Source organism: Streptomyces sp. NBC_00525 (genome assembly GCF_036346595.1).
Lineage (GTDB): Bacteria > Actinomycetota > Actinomycetes > Streptomycetales > Streptomycetaceae > Streptomyces.
This window is the reverse complement of record NZ_CP107834.1, coordinates 1,138,917-1,153,437: the sequence shown is the minus strand read 5'-3', so window position 1 is coordinate 1,153,437 and position 14,521 is coordinate 1,138,917. Positions and strand designations below refer to the sequence as shown.

At 71.6% G+C, this 14,521-nt stretch carries 15 protein-coding genes; 9 read left to right on the top strand and 6 right to left on the bottom strand.

The window, feature by feature from the left end:
- Nucleotides 1–66 precede the first annotated feature (66 nt).
- On the top strand, nt 67–963 hold the full coding sequence (locus OG710_RS05075; RefSeq protein ID WP_330238259.1) for a sterol desaturase family protein: 897 nt from the start codon (nt 67–69) through the stop codon (nt 961–963).
- The gene (locus tag OG710_RS05070) at nt 960–1,637 is read left to right on the top strand and encodes a lysoplasmalogenase (RefSeq protein ID WP_330238258.1); all 678 of its coding nucleotides are present in this window, start codon (nt 960–962) and stop codon (nt 1,635–1,637) included. The genes OG710_RS05075 and OG710_RS05070 overlap by 4 nt, the downstream gene beginning before the upstream one ends.
- Here the strand turns inward: OG710_RS05070 and OG710_RS05065 are convergent.
- Nucleotides 1,592–3,118 (bottom strand): S8 family peptidase, encoded by a 1,527-nt coding sequence (locus OG710_RS05065; protein ID WP_330238257.1) that lies wholly within the window; start codon nt 3,116–3,118, stop codon nt 1,592–1,594. The genes OG710_RS05070 and OG710_RS05065 overlap by 46 nt on opposite strands.
- A 284-nt stretch (nt 3,119–3,402) precedes the next feature.
- Here OG710_RS05065 and OG710_RS05060 point away from each other — a divergent pair, with 284 nt between their 5' ends.
- The 3 genes from OG710_RS05060 to moaA all read left to right on the top strand — a co-directional run bounded on the left by OG710_RS05060 (nt 3,403) and on the right by moaA (nt 6,532).
- On the top strand, nt 3,403–3,768 hold the full coding sequence (locus OG710_RS05060) for a DUF485 domain-containing protein (protein ID WP_111333221.1): 366 nt from the start codon (nt 3,403–3,405) through the stop codon (nt 3,766–3,768).
- A complete protein-coding gene (locus OG710_RS05055) occupies nt 3,765–5,393 on the top strand; it encodes a solute symporter family protein (protein WP_330238256.1) in 1,629 nt (542 codons plus the stop codon). Before OG710_RS05060 ends, OG710_RS05055 begins: the two co-directional genes overlap by 4 nt.
- A gap of 149 nt (nt 5,394–5,542) precedes the next feature.
- A complete protein-coding gene (moaA, locus tag OG710_RS05050) occupies nt 5,543–6,532 on the top strand; it encodes a GTP 3',8-cyclase MoaA (RefSeq protein WP_330238255.1) in 990 nt (329 codons plus the stop codon).
- Nucleotides 6,533–6,541: 9 nt separating this feature from the next.
- Here the strand turns inward: moaA and OG710_RS05045 are convergent, their stop codons facing one another.
- Together OG710_RS05045 and OG710_RS05040 are read right to left on the bottom strand one after the other, a co-directional pair.
- A complete protein-coding gene (locus OG710_RS05045; RefSeq protein WP_111333232.1) occupies nt 6,542–6,790 on the bottom strand; it encodes a hypothetical protein in 249 nt (82 codons plus the stop codon).
- A 218-nt stretch (nt 6,791–7,008) separates the two neighbouring features.
- Nucleotides 7,009–7,389, bottom strand: coding sequence for a DUF3099 domain-containing protein (locus tag OG710_RS05040; protein ID WP_330238254.1), 381 nt, complete (start codon nt 7,387–7,389; stop codon nt 7,009–7,011).
- 194 nt (nt 7,390–7,583) lie between these two features.
- Here OG710_RS05040 and OG710_RS05035 point away from each other — a divergent pair, with 194 nt between their 5' ends.
- Entirely contained in the window at nt 7,584–7,859 is a 276-nt protein-coding gene (locus tag OG710_RS05035; protein WP_111333236.1) for a GlsB/YeaQ/YmgE family stress response membrane protein, read from the top strand.
- Nucleotides 7,860–7,962: 103 nt separating this feature from the next.
- On the opposite strand, the gene tyrS is transcribed toward OG710_RS05035, so the two are convergent.
- Genes tyrS through OG710_RS05020 form a run of 3 tightly spaced genes read right to left on the bottom strand, consistent with a single transcriptional unit; the run spans nt 7,963 to nt 12,195 of the window.
- Nucleotides 7,963–9,231 carry a tyrosine--tRNA ligase gene (tyrS, locus tag OG710_RS05030; RefSeq protein WP_330238253.1) on the bottom strand — a complete coding sequence of 423 codons (1,269 nt, stop codon included), beginning with the start codon at nt 9,229–9,231 and terminating at the stop codon, nt 7,963–7,965.
- Between the two features lie 49 nt (nt 9,232–9,280).
- Complete coding sequence (locus tag OG710_RS05025; protein ID WP_330238252.1) at nt 9,281–10,675, bottom strand: metallopeptidase TldD-related protein; 1,395 nt, start codon at nt 10,673–10,675, stop codon at nt 9,281–9,283.
- A complete protein-coding gene (locus OG710_RS05020; RefSeq protein ID WP_330238251.1) occupies nt 10,672–12,195 on the bottom strand; it encodes a TldD/PmbA family protein in 1,524 nt (507 codons plus the stop codon). Before OG710_RS05020 ends, OG710_RS05025 begins: the two co-directional genes overlap by 4 nt.
- Nucleotides 12,196–12,436: 241 nt before the next feature.
- On the opposite strand from OG710_RS05020, the gene fabG reads away from it, so the two are divergent.
- The 3 genes from fabG (at nt 12,437) to OG710_RS05005 (ending at nt 14,517) form a co-directional block, all read left to right on the top strand.
- Complete coding sequence (fabG, locus tag OG710_RS05015; protein WP_111333258.1) at nt 12,437–13,156, top strand: 3-oxoacyl-[acyl-carrier-protein] reductase; 720 nt, start codon at nt 12,437–12,439, stop codon at nt 13,154–13,156.
- A gap of 5 nt (nt 13,157–13,161) precedes the next feature.
- Nucleotides 13,162–13,929 (top strand): enoyl-ACP reductase FabI, encoded by a 768-nt coding sequence (gene fabI, locus OG710_RS05010; protein WP_330238250.1) that lies wholly within the window; start codon nt 13,162–13,164, stop codon nt 13,927–13,929.
- Nucleotides 13,930–14,142: 213 nt separating this feature from the next.
- Nucleotides 14,143–14,517: a hypothetical protein gene (locus OG710_RS05005; protein WP_330238249.1), complete on the top strand. Its 375-nt coding sequence runs from the start codon at nt 14,143–14,145 to the stop codon at nt 14,515–14,517.
- The last annotated feature ends 4 nt before the right edge of the window (nt 14,518–14,521 follow it).

Below are 14,521 nucleotides of genomic sequence, written 5' to 3'. Positions count from 1 at the left end.
GCGGTCTCACATACTTGTTGGTAACAACATCTGGTCCCCGCCCGGCCCCGGCCCTACGGTGCAGGCATGCCGACGAACCTGCCCGATGTAGTGCTCTGGTCCATACCGGCCTTCGTCCTGCTCACCGTGGTGGAGATGGCGCTCCACCACTTCCACCCGGACGAGGACGCCGCCGGTTACGAGGCGAAGGACGCCGCCACCAGCATCACCATGGGGCTGGGCAGCCTCTTCTTCGACCTGCTGTGGAAAGTGCCCATCGTGGCCGTCTACACGGCCGTGTACGAGCTGACGCCGCTGCGGGTGCCGGTCCTGTGGTGGACCGTGCTCCTGATGCTGCTCGCGCAGGACTTCTCCTACTACTGGTCCCATCGAGGCCACCACGTCATCCGCATCCTGTGGGCCTGCCACGTCGTGCACCACTCCAGCGAGAAGTTCAACCTCTCCACCGCGCTGCGCCAGCCGTGGACCTCGCTGACCTCCTGGCCGTTCTATCTGCCGCTCATCGCGTGCGGGGTGCACCCGGCCGCGCTCGCCTTCTGCTCCTCGGCCAACCTCGTCTACCAGTTCTGGGTGCACACCGAGCGCGTCGACCGGCTGCCCCGGCCCTTCGAGTACGTGCTCAACACGCCCTCGCACCACCGGGTGCACCACGCCTCGCAGGGCGGCTACCTGGACCGCAACTTCGGCGGCATCCTCATCGTGTGGGACCGGTGGTTCGGCTCGTTCGCCCCCGAGACGGTGCGCCCGGTCTACGGGCTCACCAAGAACATCCGCACCTACAACCCACTGCGGGTCGCCACCCACGAGTACGTGTCCATCGCCCGTGACGTCCGCGCGGCGAGCGGCTGGGGCGAGCGGGCCGGCCGGATCTTCCGGGGCCCCGGCTGGCAACCGGCCGCTCCTTCCGCCGCCGCGCCCTCGGCCGCCGCGTCCGCCCCGTCCGCCCCGGAGCGTGCCGCGTGAGTGCCGCACCGGTGCCGGCGGGCCGCGAGCGGTTCGCCCGGCCCCTGCTGATCGCCTTCCTCGCGGCGTGCGCGGTCGACCTCGCCGGCGTCCTCACCGGCCCCGAGGCCCTGCACCTGGCGGCCAAGCCGCTGCTGATGCCGCTGCTCGCCGGGTACGCCGCCGCCCGGCGCGGGCCCCGGCTGCTGATCGCGGCACTGCTGTGCGGCTGGGCGGGTGATGTGTTCCTGCTCGCCGACTCCGACGCCGCCTTCCTCGTCGGGATGGCCGGCTTCGCCGTGGGCCACGTCTGCTACCTGGTCCTGTTCGGCCGGGCCCCCGGCGGAGCGCTGCCCGCGCTCGGCTACGCCCTGGTGCTCGCCGTCCTCGTGGCGCTGCTCTGGAGCGGGCTGCCGGGCGGGCTGCGGGTGCCGGTGGCCGGGTACAGCCTGCTGCTGACCGCCATGGCGTACCGCTCCCGCGTCCTGGGCCGGTACGCCGCCGTCGGCGGGGCCCTGTTCCTGCTCTCCGACGCGCTGATCGCCGCCGGAATCGCCGACCGGCCCGAGCCGCCGGCCCCCGGTTTCTGGGTGATGCTCACCTACGTGGCCGCTCAACTCCTGCTCACCCTGGGCGCGCTGGCCCCGGTTCACCGGCGGACGGCGTCCAGCGCGTCCACCACCCCGGCCCCGTAGAAGCCGTTGCGCCGCTCGTCGCCCTCGCAGACCGCGTCGACCGTGCCGTCGCCGTCGATGTCGTACGGCTCCCCGCACGCCTTCGCGTCGGCCCCCAGCGTCAGCAGCGCCTTGACCCCGGCGGGCGACGCGTACGGATGCTTCGACCTGATCAGCGCGACCACGCCCGCGACATGCGGTGCGGCCATCGACGTACCGGCCTTGTAGCCGTACCGGCCGCCCGGCAGCGTGGAGAGGATCAGCCCGCTCGTCGCCGGTGCGTCCGGCTTCTGGTACGCCGTCGCGTCACCGCCCGGCGCGGCCACGTCGACGACCCCGTTCCCGTAGTTGGAGTACGAGGCCTTCAGGCCCTTCGCGCCCGTCGCCGAGACGGTCACCACGCCCGGCAGCATCGCCGGGATGTCCGGGCACCGTTCCGGGTCCACGGTCCGGTCGGCCGGCGTGCCGTCGTTCGGGCTGGTCGCGTCCGTGAGCGTGTCCGCCGTCAGGTCGTCGGAGGCGTTGCCGGCCGAGGCCACGTTGACCACACCCCTGCGCTCGGCGTACCGGGCGGCCCGGTGCACGGCCTCGACCAGGGCGCCCTGGTCGGGATCGTCCGCGCAGTTGTACAGCCAGGGATCGGTGAAATAGCTGTTGTTGGTGACGTCCGCCCCGTGGTCGGCGGCCCAGACGAAGCCGCAGACCACGGCCTCGGCGTAGAAGAAGCCGTCCGGGTCGCCGACCTTGATGCCCGAGACCTTCACCCCCGGCGCCACCCCCGTGATGCCGACGCCGTTCTTCGCCGCCGCGACCGTTCCGGCCACATGGGTGCCGTGGTCGCTCTCGCCGGGCTTCGGGCGCCAGGCGCCCGGGGTGGTGTCCGGGGCGCCTGAGACGCAGTTCGCGGAGGCCGCGCGGTCGAAGTTCGGCGCCAGGTCCGGATGGGTGTCGTCCACGCCCGTGTCGATGACCGCGACCGTGACCGACGCGCTGCCCGGCGTCCTGCGGTGGGCCTCGTCCGCCCTGATGGCGGGCAGGTCCCACTGGAGCGGCTCCATCGGGTCCTGGTCCGCCGCGGCCCGCGCCGCCGCCGCCCGCTCCCGGGCGGCCGTCAGGGGCACGTCGACCCCGATGTCCGTGGTGGCCCGGGGCACGATCGGGCGGGTGCGCGTGGCGCCCGCCGACCGGACGCCCCGAGCGCGGCGGATCGTCCCGGCGAAGTCCGGGTTCTTCGAGCGGACGACGACGACCCCGATCCGGTCGTAGGCGATCACCACCGTGCCGCCCGCCCGCTCCACCGCCCCGCGGACCCGCTCGACGCTTCGGCGACCGACCCGCGTGTTCACGACGTACGACAGATCGGGACCGTCCGCCGCCACCGCCGCGGGGGCGCCGGGCGCCGCTGCGGCGACCTCCGCCGGCAGGACGCCGAGCGAGGCGGTGAGGGCCAGCCCGACGGGCAGCGCCAGTGCGCGCGCCCGTCCGGGAACCGGATGAGCCATGGGGCCTCCACATCGTCCGTGCGACCGACCGGACCCGGATCGTGCCCGGTCGCGTACACGGTGAGTGAAGCGGTCGCCGCTCGTCCCGGCACCTCCACCGACGTGCGTGAACGTGTGCGCGTCGATCCGCCCGAACGAGTGATGAGGAGGAGTGGGGAACCGAGGTGAACCGCTTCGCCGCGCGCCGCGTGCCGTTGTCAGGGGAAGCGCACCACCATCCCCGAACACGAGGTCCGACAGTGAAACCGATCGTCCCCACCACCGCACCCGCGTCAGGAGAATCCGTGGCTACCGATGCACCGCCGCCCGAGGGCAGTACGGAGAAGACCCCTGCCCTGCCCACCACCGAGGCGTTCCTCGCGGAGCAGGGCAGCGCGGAATTCGGCGAACTGCGCCGCTCCCACCGCACCTTCGCCTTCCCGCTGACCGTCGCCTTCGTCCTCTGGTACCTGCTGTACGTGCTGCTCTCCAACTACGCGGGCGGCTTCATGGGCACCAAGCTCTTCGGCAACATCAACGTGGCCTTCGTCTTCGGCCTCGCCCAGTTCCTCACCACCTTCCTCATCGCCTGGTTCTACGCGCGGTACGCCAACGCGAAGCTCGACCCGAAGGCCGAGGCCATCAAGTCCCGTATGGAGGCCGACGCATGAGCGCCGCGAACCACGCCCACACCGCCGTCACCCTGGCCGCCTCGTCGACCAGTGAGCACCGGCCCCTGATCATCACGCTGTTCGCCGTCTTCGTGGCCGCCACCCTCGGCATCACCGTCTGGGCCGGCCGCCAGACCCGCAGCGCCGCCGACTTCTACGCGGGCGGCCGCCAGTTCACCGCCTTCCAGAACGGGCTCGCGGTCTCCGGCGACTACATGTCCGCCGCGTCCTTCCTCGGCATCGCCGGCGCCATCGCCCTCTTCGGCTACGACGGCTTCCTCTACTCGATCGGCTTCCTCGTCGCCTGGCTGGTGGCGCTGCTGCTCGTCGCCGAGCCCCTGCGCAACTCGGGCCGCTACACCATGGGCGACGTCCTCGCCTACCGGATGCGCCAGCGCCCGGTGCGCACCGCGGCCGGCGTCTCCACCATCGTCGTCTCGATCTTCTACCTGCTGGCCCAGATGGCGGGCGCCGGCGCCCTGGTGACCCTGCTCCTCGGCATCAGCAGCGACAGCGGAAAGATCCTCATCGTCGCGCTGGTCGGCGTACTGATGATCGTCTACGTCACCATCGGCGGCATGAAGGGCACCACCTGGGTCCAGATGGTCAAGGCCGTCCTGCTCATCGCCGGCGCGCTCCTGATGACCTTCATGGTGCTGTGGAAGTTCGACTTCAACGTCTCCGACCTGCTGGGCACCGCCGCCGAGAAGAGCGGCCACGGCGCCGCGTTCCTGGAGCCCGGTCTCAAGTACGGCGGCTCCGGCACCTCGAAGCTGGACTTCCTCTCCCTCGGCCTCGCCCTGGTCCTCGGCACCGCCGGCCTGCCGCACATCCTGATCCGCTTCTACACGGTCCCGACCGCCAAGGCCGCCCGCAAGTCCGTCAACTGGGCCATCGCCATCATCGGCGCGTTCTACCTGATGACCATCGCCCTCGGCTTCGGCGCCGCCGCCCTCATCGGCCCCGACAACATCGAGAAGCCCGGCAACACGGCCGCCCCGCAGCTCGCCGAATACCTCGGCGGGACCGGCACCACCGGCGGCGCGGTCATGCTCGCCGTCATCTCCGCCGTCGCCTTCGCCACCATCCTCGCCGTCGTCGCCGGCCTCACCCTCGCCTCCTCCTCGTCCTTCGCCCACGACATCTACGCCAACGTCATCCGCAAGGGCCAGGCCAGCGAGAAGGAGGAGATGCGCGCCGCCCGCTGGGCCACCGTCTTCATCGGCGCCGCCGCGATCGTCCTCGGCGCCTTCGCCCGCGACATGAACGTCGCCGGCCTCGTCGCCCTGGCCTTCGCCGTCGCCGCCTCCGCCAACCTGCCGACGATCCTCTACAGCCTCTTCTGGAAGCGCTTCACGACCCAGGGCGCCATGTGGTCGATCTACGGCGGCCTGGCCTCCTCGGTGTTCCTGGTGCTGTTCTCGCCCGTCGTCTCCGGCAGCGAGAAGTCGATGTTCAAGGGCGTCGACTTCGCCTGGTTCCCGCTGGAGAACCCCGGCCTGATCTCCATCCCGCTCGGCTTCCTGCTCGGCTGGATCGGCTCCCTGCTCTCCAAGGAGGAGCCCGACAAGGGCAAGTACGCCGAGCTGGAGGTCAAGTCCCTCACCGGCATCGGCGCCCACTGACCCGTACGGCCGGGGCCGCGTCGTAGGACCCTACGACGCGGCCCCGCCGCACCTCGTGCCAAACGGTCCCCTCCGCCGCAACCGGTCTCGCGTAGGCTCGAAAGAGACAGACACCGCGACCGGGAAGTCACCGGGGGAGGGGGCCCACCATGCTCATCGACACCTACGGCCGGGTCGCCACCGACCTGCGCGTCTCGCTCACCGACCGCTGCAACCTGCGCTGCACGTACTGCATGCCCGAAGAGGGCCTGCAGTGGCTGGCCAAACCCGACCTCCTCGGCGACGACGAGATCGTCCGGCTCGTCCGCATCGCCGTCACCCTCCTCGGCGTCACCGAAGTCCGCTTCACCGGCGGAGAACCGCTGCTGCGCCCCGGCCTCGTCTCCATCGTCCAGCGCTGCGCGGCCCTCGAACCCCGCCCCCGGATGTCCCTCACCACCAACGGCATCGGCCTCCAGCGGACCGCCGCCGCACTCGGGGACGCCGGCCTCGACCGGGTCAACGTCTCGCTCGACACCCTGCGGCCCGAGGTGTTCAAGACGCTCACCCGCCGCGACCGCCACCACGACGTGCTGGCCGGCCTCGAAGCCGCCCGCGCCGCCGGACTCACCCCCGTCAAGGTCAACACGGTCCTCATGCCCGGCCTCAACGACGACGAGGCGCCCGACCTCCTCGCCTGGGCCGTCGAAAACGACTACGAGCTGCGCTTCATCGAGCAGATGCCGCTCGACGCCCAGCACGGCTGGAAGCGCGACGGCATGATCACCGCGGGCGACATCCTCGCCTCCCTGCGCACCCGGTTCGCGCTCACCCCCGAGGGCGGCGACGAGCGCGGCTCCGCCCCCGCCGAACGCTGGATCGTGGACGGCGGGCCGCACCGCGTCGGCGTCATCGCCTCCGTCACCCGCCCGTTCTGCCGGGCCTGCGACCGGACCCGGCTCACCGCCGACGGCCAGGTGCGCACCTGCCTGTTCGCCCGCGAGGAGACCGACCTGCGCGGCGCCCTCCGCTCGGACGCGCCGGACGAGGAGATCGCCCGCATCTGGAAGCTCGCCATGTGGGGCAAGAAGGCCGGTTCGGGCCTTGACGACCCCAGCTTCCTCCAGCCGGACCGCCCCATGTCCGCGATCGGCGGCTGACCCGCCCCGTCACGCCGAGGCGGACCGGGCCTCCCACTCCGCCAGCGTCACCACGTCCTTGAGGAAGCCCCGCACCCCGAGGAACTGCGACAGATGCTCCCGGTGCTCCTCACAGGCCAGCCACGTCTTGCGCCGCTCCGGCGTGTGCAGCTTCGGGTTGTTCCAGGCCAGCACCCATACGGCGTCGGCACGGCAGCCCTTGGCCGAGCAGACGGGGGCGGCGGAGTCGGACGGCACGGCGGATTCGGGGAAGTTCACGGCTCAACCCTAGAGCCTGTCGTCACCTTGCCGTCGCGGCGCACCCGTCCGGACACATGGCGACGCCGGGCAGCCACGGGGGGAGCTGCCCGGCGTCGGTCCGTCGCTCCGACGGGGGATGCGGAGCGCCTACGAAGTATGTCACGCACACCCTGCCGCAGTGCACTGGAACGTCATGATTGATCTGAGCTTTTCTTGAGCTTGGGCCCATCCGGGGCTCAAGCGTGCTCCGCCCCATCCGAAGACCGGAAACCGCGTCCGGACTGCGGTGAACCCGAGGCCGGACCCGTCGCCGGAGCCGTCTCCAGCACCGGGGTCGCGGGGGCCGGCACCACGAACGTCGAGGGCAGCCCCGGAGTGTTCTCCCGGCCCGCGTTGGCGATCACCACAGCGACGTACGGCAGCAGCACACCGAGCCCGAGCGCCACGAACGCGATGTGCCGCTCCACGTTCCACAGCAGCGCCGCCGCCACCACGGACACCGTGCGCACGGTCATCGAGATCACATAGCGCCGCTGTCTGCCCCGCACGTCCTCGGCGAGCCCCTGACGGGCCCCCGTGATCCGGAAGACCTCCCCATCACCCTGCTTGCGCACCACGCCCCACCAACCTTCCCCGGACCCGGACCGGCCGTCCCTACGCTACGCCCGGCATCCCCTGCGTACGAGACCGGGGCGGCCGTATGCGTACATTCCGTCACCCTCCCGTACGGACCCGCCCGGCGTGCGGTGGGCCGCCCCGGCACGGAGACTGGGCGGGAGACGCGCGCCACCGCGTCGCTCTAGGAGGCAGCATGGGCTGGTTGTGGGCAATCATCGTGGGCCTGGTGCTGGGCCTGATCGCCAAGGCGATCCTGCCGGGCAAGCAGCAGATCCCGCTCTGGCTGACGGTCATCTTCGGCATGATCGGCAGCGTCCTGGGAAACGCCGTCGCCACCTGGATCGGAGTCAACGACACCAGAGGCATCGACTGGACACGCCATGTGCTCCAGCTCATCGGCGCCGTGGTGGTCGTCGGGGTCGGCGACATGCTCTGGGCCTCGCTGCGGGGCACCAGACAGCGCACCTGAACCGCCCCGGACCAGGGCTCGATACAGGCCCGACGACGGCGGCCGGACACGCTTCCCGCGTGCCCGGCCGCCGTTCCGCGTCCCGCCCTCGCGGGCGTACCGCTCAGCCGGCCGTGACCTCGACCGCCGCCAGGTTCTTCTTGCCCCGGCGCAGCACCAGCCAGCGCCCGTGCAGCAGCTCCTCGCGGGCCGGGGCCGCCTCGCCGTCGACGGCCTTGACGTTGTTCACGTACGCGCCGCCCTCCTTCACCGTGCGCCGCGCCCCCGACTTGCTCGGCGCCAGACCGACCTCCACCAGCAGGTCGACCAGCGGACCCAGCTCGGACACCCGGGCGTGCGGCACCTCGGACAGGGCGGCGCTCAGCGTCGCCTCGTCCAGCGCGCCCAGCTCACCCTGGCCGAACAGGGCCTTCGACGCGGCGACGACCGCGGCGCACTGGTCCGCGCCGTGCACCAGCGTCGTCAGCTCCTCGGCCAGCGCGCGCTGCGCCGTCCGCGCCTGCGGGCGCTCCTCGGTGACCTTCTCCAGCTCCTCCAGCTCGGCCGGGGTCCGGAAGCTGAGGATGCGCATGTAGCGCGAGACGTCCCGGTCGTCCACGTTCAGCCAGAACTGGTAGAACGCGTACGGCGTGGTCATCGAGGCGTCGAGCCAGACGGCCCCGCCCTCCGACTTGCCGAACTTGGTGCCGTCCGCCTTCGTCATCAGCGGGGTCGCCAGCGCGTGCACCTCGGCACCCGGCTCCAGGCGGTGGATCAGGTCCAGGCCGGCCGTGAGGTTGCCCCACTGGTCGCTGCCGCCCTGCTGGAGGGTGCAGCCGTAGCGCCGGTACAGCTCCAGGAAGTCCATGCTCTGCAGCAGCTGGTAGCTGAACTCGGTGTAGCTGATGCCCTCGTCGGACTCCAGCCGGCGGGCGATCGACTCCTTGGTCAGCATCTTGTTGACCCGGAAGTGCTTGCCGATGTCCCGCAGAAACTCGATCGCGGACATGCCCGCGGTCCAGTCCAGGTTGTTGACCATGACCGCGGCGTTCTCGCCCTCGAAGGACAGGAACGGCTCGATCTGCGCGCGCAGCCGGTTCACCCACTGGGCGACCGTCTCCGGGTCGTTCAGCGTGCGCTCGGCGGTCGGGCGGGGGTCACCGATCTGACCGGTGGCCCCGCCGACCAGTGCGAGCGGCCGCAGCCCGGCCTGCTGGAGCCGGCGCATCGTGAGCACCTGCACCAGATGGCCGACGTGCAGACTGGCCGCGGTGGGGTCGTAGCCGCAATAGAACGTGACGGGACCGTCCGCGAGAGCCTTGCGCAATGCGTCCTCGTCGGTGGACTGGGCGAACAGCCCGCGCCACTTCAGCTCGTCGACGATGTCCGTCACGGTTCCGGTGCTCCTTACGCAGTGAGTTGTACGGGCCAGTCTAGGCCGGTCACACGCCCTGGCTGACCGAGCTCATGTTGAAGTCCGGGATGCGCAGCGGCGGCATCGCGGCCCGGGTGAACCAGTCGCCCCACTCGCGCGGCAGCGTCTTCTCCGTGCGGCCCGCCTCCGTGGCGCGGGACAGCAGGTCGACCGGGGACTCGTTGAACCGGAAGTTGTTCACCTCGCCCACCACCTCGCCGTCCTCGACCAGGTAGACGCCGTCGCGGGTCAGCCCGGTCAGCAGCAGCGTCGCCGGGTCCACCTCCCGGATGTACCAGAGGCAGGTCAGCAGCAGCGCCCGGCCGGTCGTCGCGGCCACCATCTCGTCCAGCGACCGTTCGCCCCCGCCCTCCAGGATCAGGTTGTCGATCGCCGGGGCGAGCGGCAGCCCGGTCAGGGCGGCGGTGTGCCGGGTCGTCGTCAGCCGGTCCAGGCGGCCGTCGGCCACCCAGTCGGTCCGGGACAGCGGCAACCCGTTGTCGAACACCGACTCGCCGTCCCCGGAGGAGTGCGCGAGGACGAACGGGGCCGACTCCAGGCCCGGAGCGTGCGGATCGCTGTGCAGGGTCAGCGGCAGCGGGGACAGTGACTCGCCGAGCCGGGTGCCGCCACCCGGCTTGGAGAACACCGTCCGGCCCTCGGCCGCGTCCCGCGCCGTGGACGACCACAGCTGGTAGATCAGCAGGTCCGCGACCGCGGTCGGCGGCAGCAGCGTCTCGTACCGCCCGGCGGGCAGCTCGATACGGCGCTCCGCCCAACCGAGCCGCCGCGCCAGCTCCGCGTCCATCGCCGCCGGGTCCACGTCCTTGAAGTCACGCGTGGAGCGGCCGGCCCAGGCCGAACGGGTGCGGTCGGGCGACTTGGCGTTCAGCTCCAGCGTGCCGTTCGGCTGGTCGTGGCGCAGCCGCAGCCCCGTGGACGTACCGAGGTAGCTGGACGTCATCTGGTGGTGGGCGAAGCCGTACAGCTCGCGCCCCCTGGCACGGGCCCGCGCGAAGGCGTCCCCGAGGGCCGGCGCGAACGCGGCGAACACCTCCGAGTCCGTCTCGGCCGGCGCGTCCGTGAAGTCCGGCGACGCGGGCACCCCGGTGACCAGCGGCTGCGCGTCCTCCGCCGGACCGGCGGCGCGCGCGGCGGCCTCGGCGGCCCGGACCAGCGGCTCCAGGTCGTCCGCGGTGACGGCGGCGCGGGAGACCACCCCGGACGCGGCACCCTCGGCGCCGTCCACCGTGGCGACCACGGTCACGGTCCGGCCCCGCGTCACCCCGTTGGTGGTGAGCGCGTTGCCGGCCCAGCGCAGATTGGCCGAGGACTCCTCGTCGGCGATGACCACGCAGCCGTCGGCGGTGGACAGTTCGAGCGCGCGCTCGACGATCTCGTACGGCTTGCTGACGCGGCTCATCGCCCGGCCTCCTGCGTCGTATTCAGAATGTTCACGCCCCGGAACAGGGCGGAGGGGCAGCCGTGGGAGACGGCCGCGACCTGGCCCGGCTGGGCCTTGCCGCAGTTGAAGGCGCCGCCCAGCACGTACGTCTGCGGGCCGCCGACCTTCTCCATCGAGCCCCAGAAGTCCGTCGTCGTCGCCTGGTAGGCGACATCGCGCAGCTGCCCGGCCAGCCGGCCGTTCTCGATGCGGAAGAACCGCTGCCCGGTGAACTGGAAGTTGTACCGCTGCATGTCGATGGACCACGACCGGTCCCCGACCACGTAGATCCCGCGCTCCACCCCGCCGATCAGGTCCTCCGTGGAGAGCCCGCCCGGATCGGGCCGCAGCGACACATTCGCCATGCGCTGCACCGGCACATGGCCGGGGGAGTCCGCGTAGGCGCAGCCGTTGGACCGGCCCAGGCCCGTGAGCTTCGCGATCCGGCGGTCCGTCTGGTAGCCCACCAGCGTCCCGTCCTTCACCAGGTCCCAGGACTGCGCCTCGACGCCCTCGTCGTCGTAGCCGATGGTCGCCAGCCCGTGCTCGGCGGTGCGGTCGCCCGTCACGTTCATCACCGGCGAGCCGTACGCCAGCTTGCCCAGCTGGTCGAACGTCGCGAACGAGGTCCCGGCGTACGCCGCCTCGTAACCGAGGGCCCGGTCCAGCTCCGTGGCGTGCCCGATGGACTCGTGGATGGTCAGCCACAGGTTGGACGGGTCGACGACCAGGTCGTACGTCCCCGCCTCCACGCTCGGCGCCCGCATCTTCTCGGCCAGCAGCCCGGGGATGCGCTCCAGCTCCGCGTCCCAGTCCCAGCCGGTCCCGGTCAGGTACTCCCAGCCGCGGCCCACCGGCGGCGCGATGGTGCGCATCGAGTCGAACTCGCCGGTCGCCGAGTCCACCGCGACGGCGGTGAACTGCGGGTGCAGCCGGACCCGCTGCTGCGTGGTCACCGTGCCCGCCGTGTCCGCGTAGAACTTGTTCTCGTGGACGGCCATCAGCGAGGCGTCCACATGCGCCACGCCCTCGGCCGCCAGCAGCCGGGCGCTCCAGTCGGCGAGCAGCCCCGCCTTCTCCTCGGCCGGTACGTCGAAGGGGTCGACCTCGTACGACGAGACCCAGGTGCGCTCGCCGTGCGACGGCTCGTCCGCCAGCTCCACCTTCTCGTCGGAGCCCGCGGCCGCGATCACCTTCGCCGACAGCTTGGCCATCGCGACGGCCTGCGAGGCCACCCGCGCCGCCGCGTCCATCGTCAGATCGACCCCGGAGGCGAACCCCCAGGCCCCGCCGTGCACGACCCGGACCGCGTAACCGAGGTCCGTGGTGTCGGAGCCCCCGGCGGGCCGGGCGTCCCGCAGCCGCCAGGTGGCACTGCGCACCCGCTCGAAGCGGAAATCGGCGTGCACCGCTCCGAGGGCCCGCGCCCGCGCCAGCGCCGCGTCGGCGAGGGCCCGTAGCGGAAGCGCCAGGAACGACTGATCTACCTCATGGGGCACGGGCGGCCTCTCCTTCGCGGTCACATTGCCTCGGATCGTTTGCGTTGCCTCGGAACGTTCACCAGGCAGTGAAGCACGGCCCGCGTGCCGTCGTGGCCCGATTCAGCGCTCCGCACCGCGACCCCGACTGTAGGAACCCGACAGTGCCCGGACGGAGGCGCTGTCAGGGGCCGATTCTCCGCCGCACGGACGGTACCGATAGGTTTCCGTGGTACCAGACCGCTATCGAAAGGGTGATCCGTTGAGCCGCTCGGTTCTCGTCACCGGAGGAAACCGGGGCATCGGCCTCGCCATCGCCCGCGCTTTCGCCGCCAACGGCGACAAGGTCGCGATCACCTACCGATCCGGAGAGCCGCCGGCCGAGCTCACCGAGGCCGGCGTCCTCGCGGTCCGCTGCGACATCACGGACCCCGAGCAGGTGGAGCAGGGCTACAAGGAGATCGAGGAGAAGCACGGCAACGTGGAGGTGCTGGTGGCCAACGCCGGCATCACCAAGGACCAGTTGCTGATGCGGATGTCCGAGGAGGACTTCACCTCCGTCCTCGACACCAACCTCACCGGCACCTTCCGGGTCGTCAAGCGCGCCAACCGCGGCATGCTGCGCGCCAAGAAGGGCCGCGTGGTCCTCATCTCGTCCGTCGTGGGCCTCCTCGGCTCCGCCGGCCAGGCCAACTACGCGGCCTCCAAGGCCGGTCTGGTCGGCTTCGCCAGGTCGCTGGCGCGCGAGCTGGGTTCGCGCAACATCACCTTCAACGTCGTCGCGCCCGGCTTCGTCGACACCGACATGACGCAGGTGCTCACCGAGGAACAGCGCAAGGGCATCGTGGCCCAGGTGCCGCTCGCGCGTTACGCGCAGCCCGAGGAGATCGCCGCCGCGGTGCGCTTCCTCGCATCCGACGACGCGTCGTACATCACTGGAGCCGTCATCCCCGTTGACGGCGGATTGGGCATGGGTCACTGATCAGCATGAGCGGAATTCTCGACGGCAAGCGCATCCTCATCACCGGTGTGCTGATGGAGTCGTCCATCGCGTTCCACACGGCCAAGGTGGCCCAGGAGCAGGGCGCCGAGGTCATCCTGACCGCGTTCCCCCGGCCCACGCTGACCGAGCGCATCGCCAAGAAGCTCCCCAAGCCCGCCAAGGTCATCGAGCTGGACGTCACCAACCAGGAGCACCTGGACCGCCTCGCCGGCCTGGTGCGCGACGAGCTGGGCTCGCTGGACGGCGTCGTGCACTCCATCGGCTTCGCGCCGCAGGACGCGCTCGGCGGCAACTTCCTCAACACCCCGTTCGAGTCGGTCTCCACGGCCATGCACGTCTCGGCGTTCTCGCTGAAGTCGCTCGCCATGGCGTGCAAGCCGCTGATGAGCGAGGGCGGCTCCATCGTCGGCCTCACCTTCGACGCCCAGTTCGCCTGGCCGCAGTACGACTGGATGGGCCCGGCCAAGGCCGCGCTGGAGGCCACCTCCCGCTACCTCGCCCGCGACCTGGGTCCGGACGGCATCCGCTGCAACCTGATCTCGGCCGGGCCGCTCGGCTCCATGGCCGCGAAGTCCATCCCCGGCTTCGACGGGCTCGCCGACGTGTGGAACACCCGCGCGCCGCTCGCCTGGGACATGAAGGACCCGGAGCCGGCCGGCCGCGGCATCGTCGCCCTGCTCTCGGACTTCTTCCCGCGGACCACCGGCGAGATCATCCACGTCGACAGCGGCGTGCACATGATGGGCGCCTGACCCCCAGGCCCCGTACGGTTCGGCCGCGCACCGTCCCCCGGAACACCGGGCGGCGGTGCGCGGCCGTTTCCGTACGCCCACCGCGTGGCCCCGCCGCGCACGCCCCCCCCAGGGGCGCTCAGGTCGAAAAGCCGGACGATCCACCGCAGAATGTGGAGGAACCGGACTTCTGGTCGGGCCGGTGTTCCGGCCGGGCATGGGGAGGAGATCGCTGTGCGTCGCACACATCGCCGAACCCGGTCCCTGCTGGCCTCCGGCGCGGTGATCGCCGGACTGCTCGTCCCGGCCGGCCTGTACGCCGCCGGGCACGTCGGAGCCGCCGGTGCCGCCGCGCCGCCCGCACCCAGCCCCGAACCCTCCGGCGCGGAGTGCCGTACGTCCGTCGAGGGCTCCCGAGTCATCGCGTACTGCCACAACCCGTACCCCAGGGCCGACCGCGTCCAGCTGCACACCGAGTGCGCCCGCTGGTGGGACGTGGACGCCGACACCCGGCCGGTCACCGTCGGCCCGGCCCGGACCGTCCGCCTGACCGACCGCTGCTGGAAGGAAGTCGCCTCCGCGTGGATCACCCACGCCGTGCGGCGCTAGACCG

Excerpts from the sequence above, each read along its gene's own strand:
- OG710_RS05075 (WP_330238259.1), top strand. The coding sequence starts at position 67 with ATGCCGACGAACCTGCCCGATGTAGTGCTCTGGTCCATACCGGCCTTC.
- OG710_RS05065 (WP_330238257.1), bottom strand. The coding sequence starts at position 3,118 with ATGGCTCATCCGGTTCCCGGACGGGCGCGCGCACTGGCGCTGCCCGTC.
- OG710_RS05055 (WP_330238256.1), top strand. The coding sequence starts at position 3,765 with ATGAGCGCCGCGAACCACGCCCACACCGCCGTCACCCTGGCCGCCTCG.
- moaA (WP_330238255.1), top strand. The coding sequence starts at position 5,543 with ATGCTCATCGACACCTACGGCCGGGTCGCCACCGACCTGCGCGTCTCG.
- OG710_RS05035 (WP_111333236.1), top strand. The coding sequence starts at position 7,584 with ATGGGCTGGTTGTGGGCAATCATCGTGGGCCTGGTGCTGGGCCTGATC.
- OG710_RS05025 (WP_330238252.1), bottom strand. The coding sequence starts at position 10,675 with ATGAGCCGCGTCAGCAAGCCGTACGAGATCGTCGAGCGCGCGCTCGAA.
- fabI (WP_330238250.1), top strand. The coding sequence starts at position 13,162 with ATGAGCGGAATTCTCGACGGCAAGCGCATCCTCATCACCGGTGTGCTG.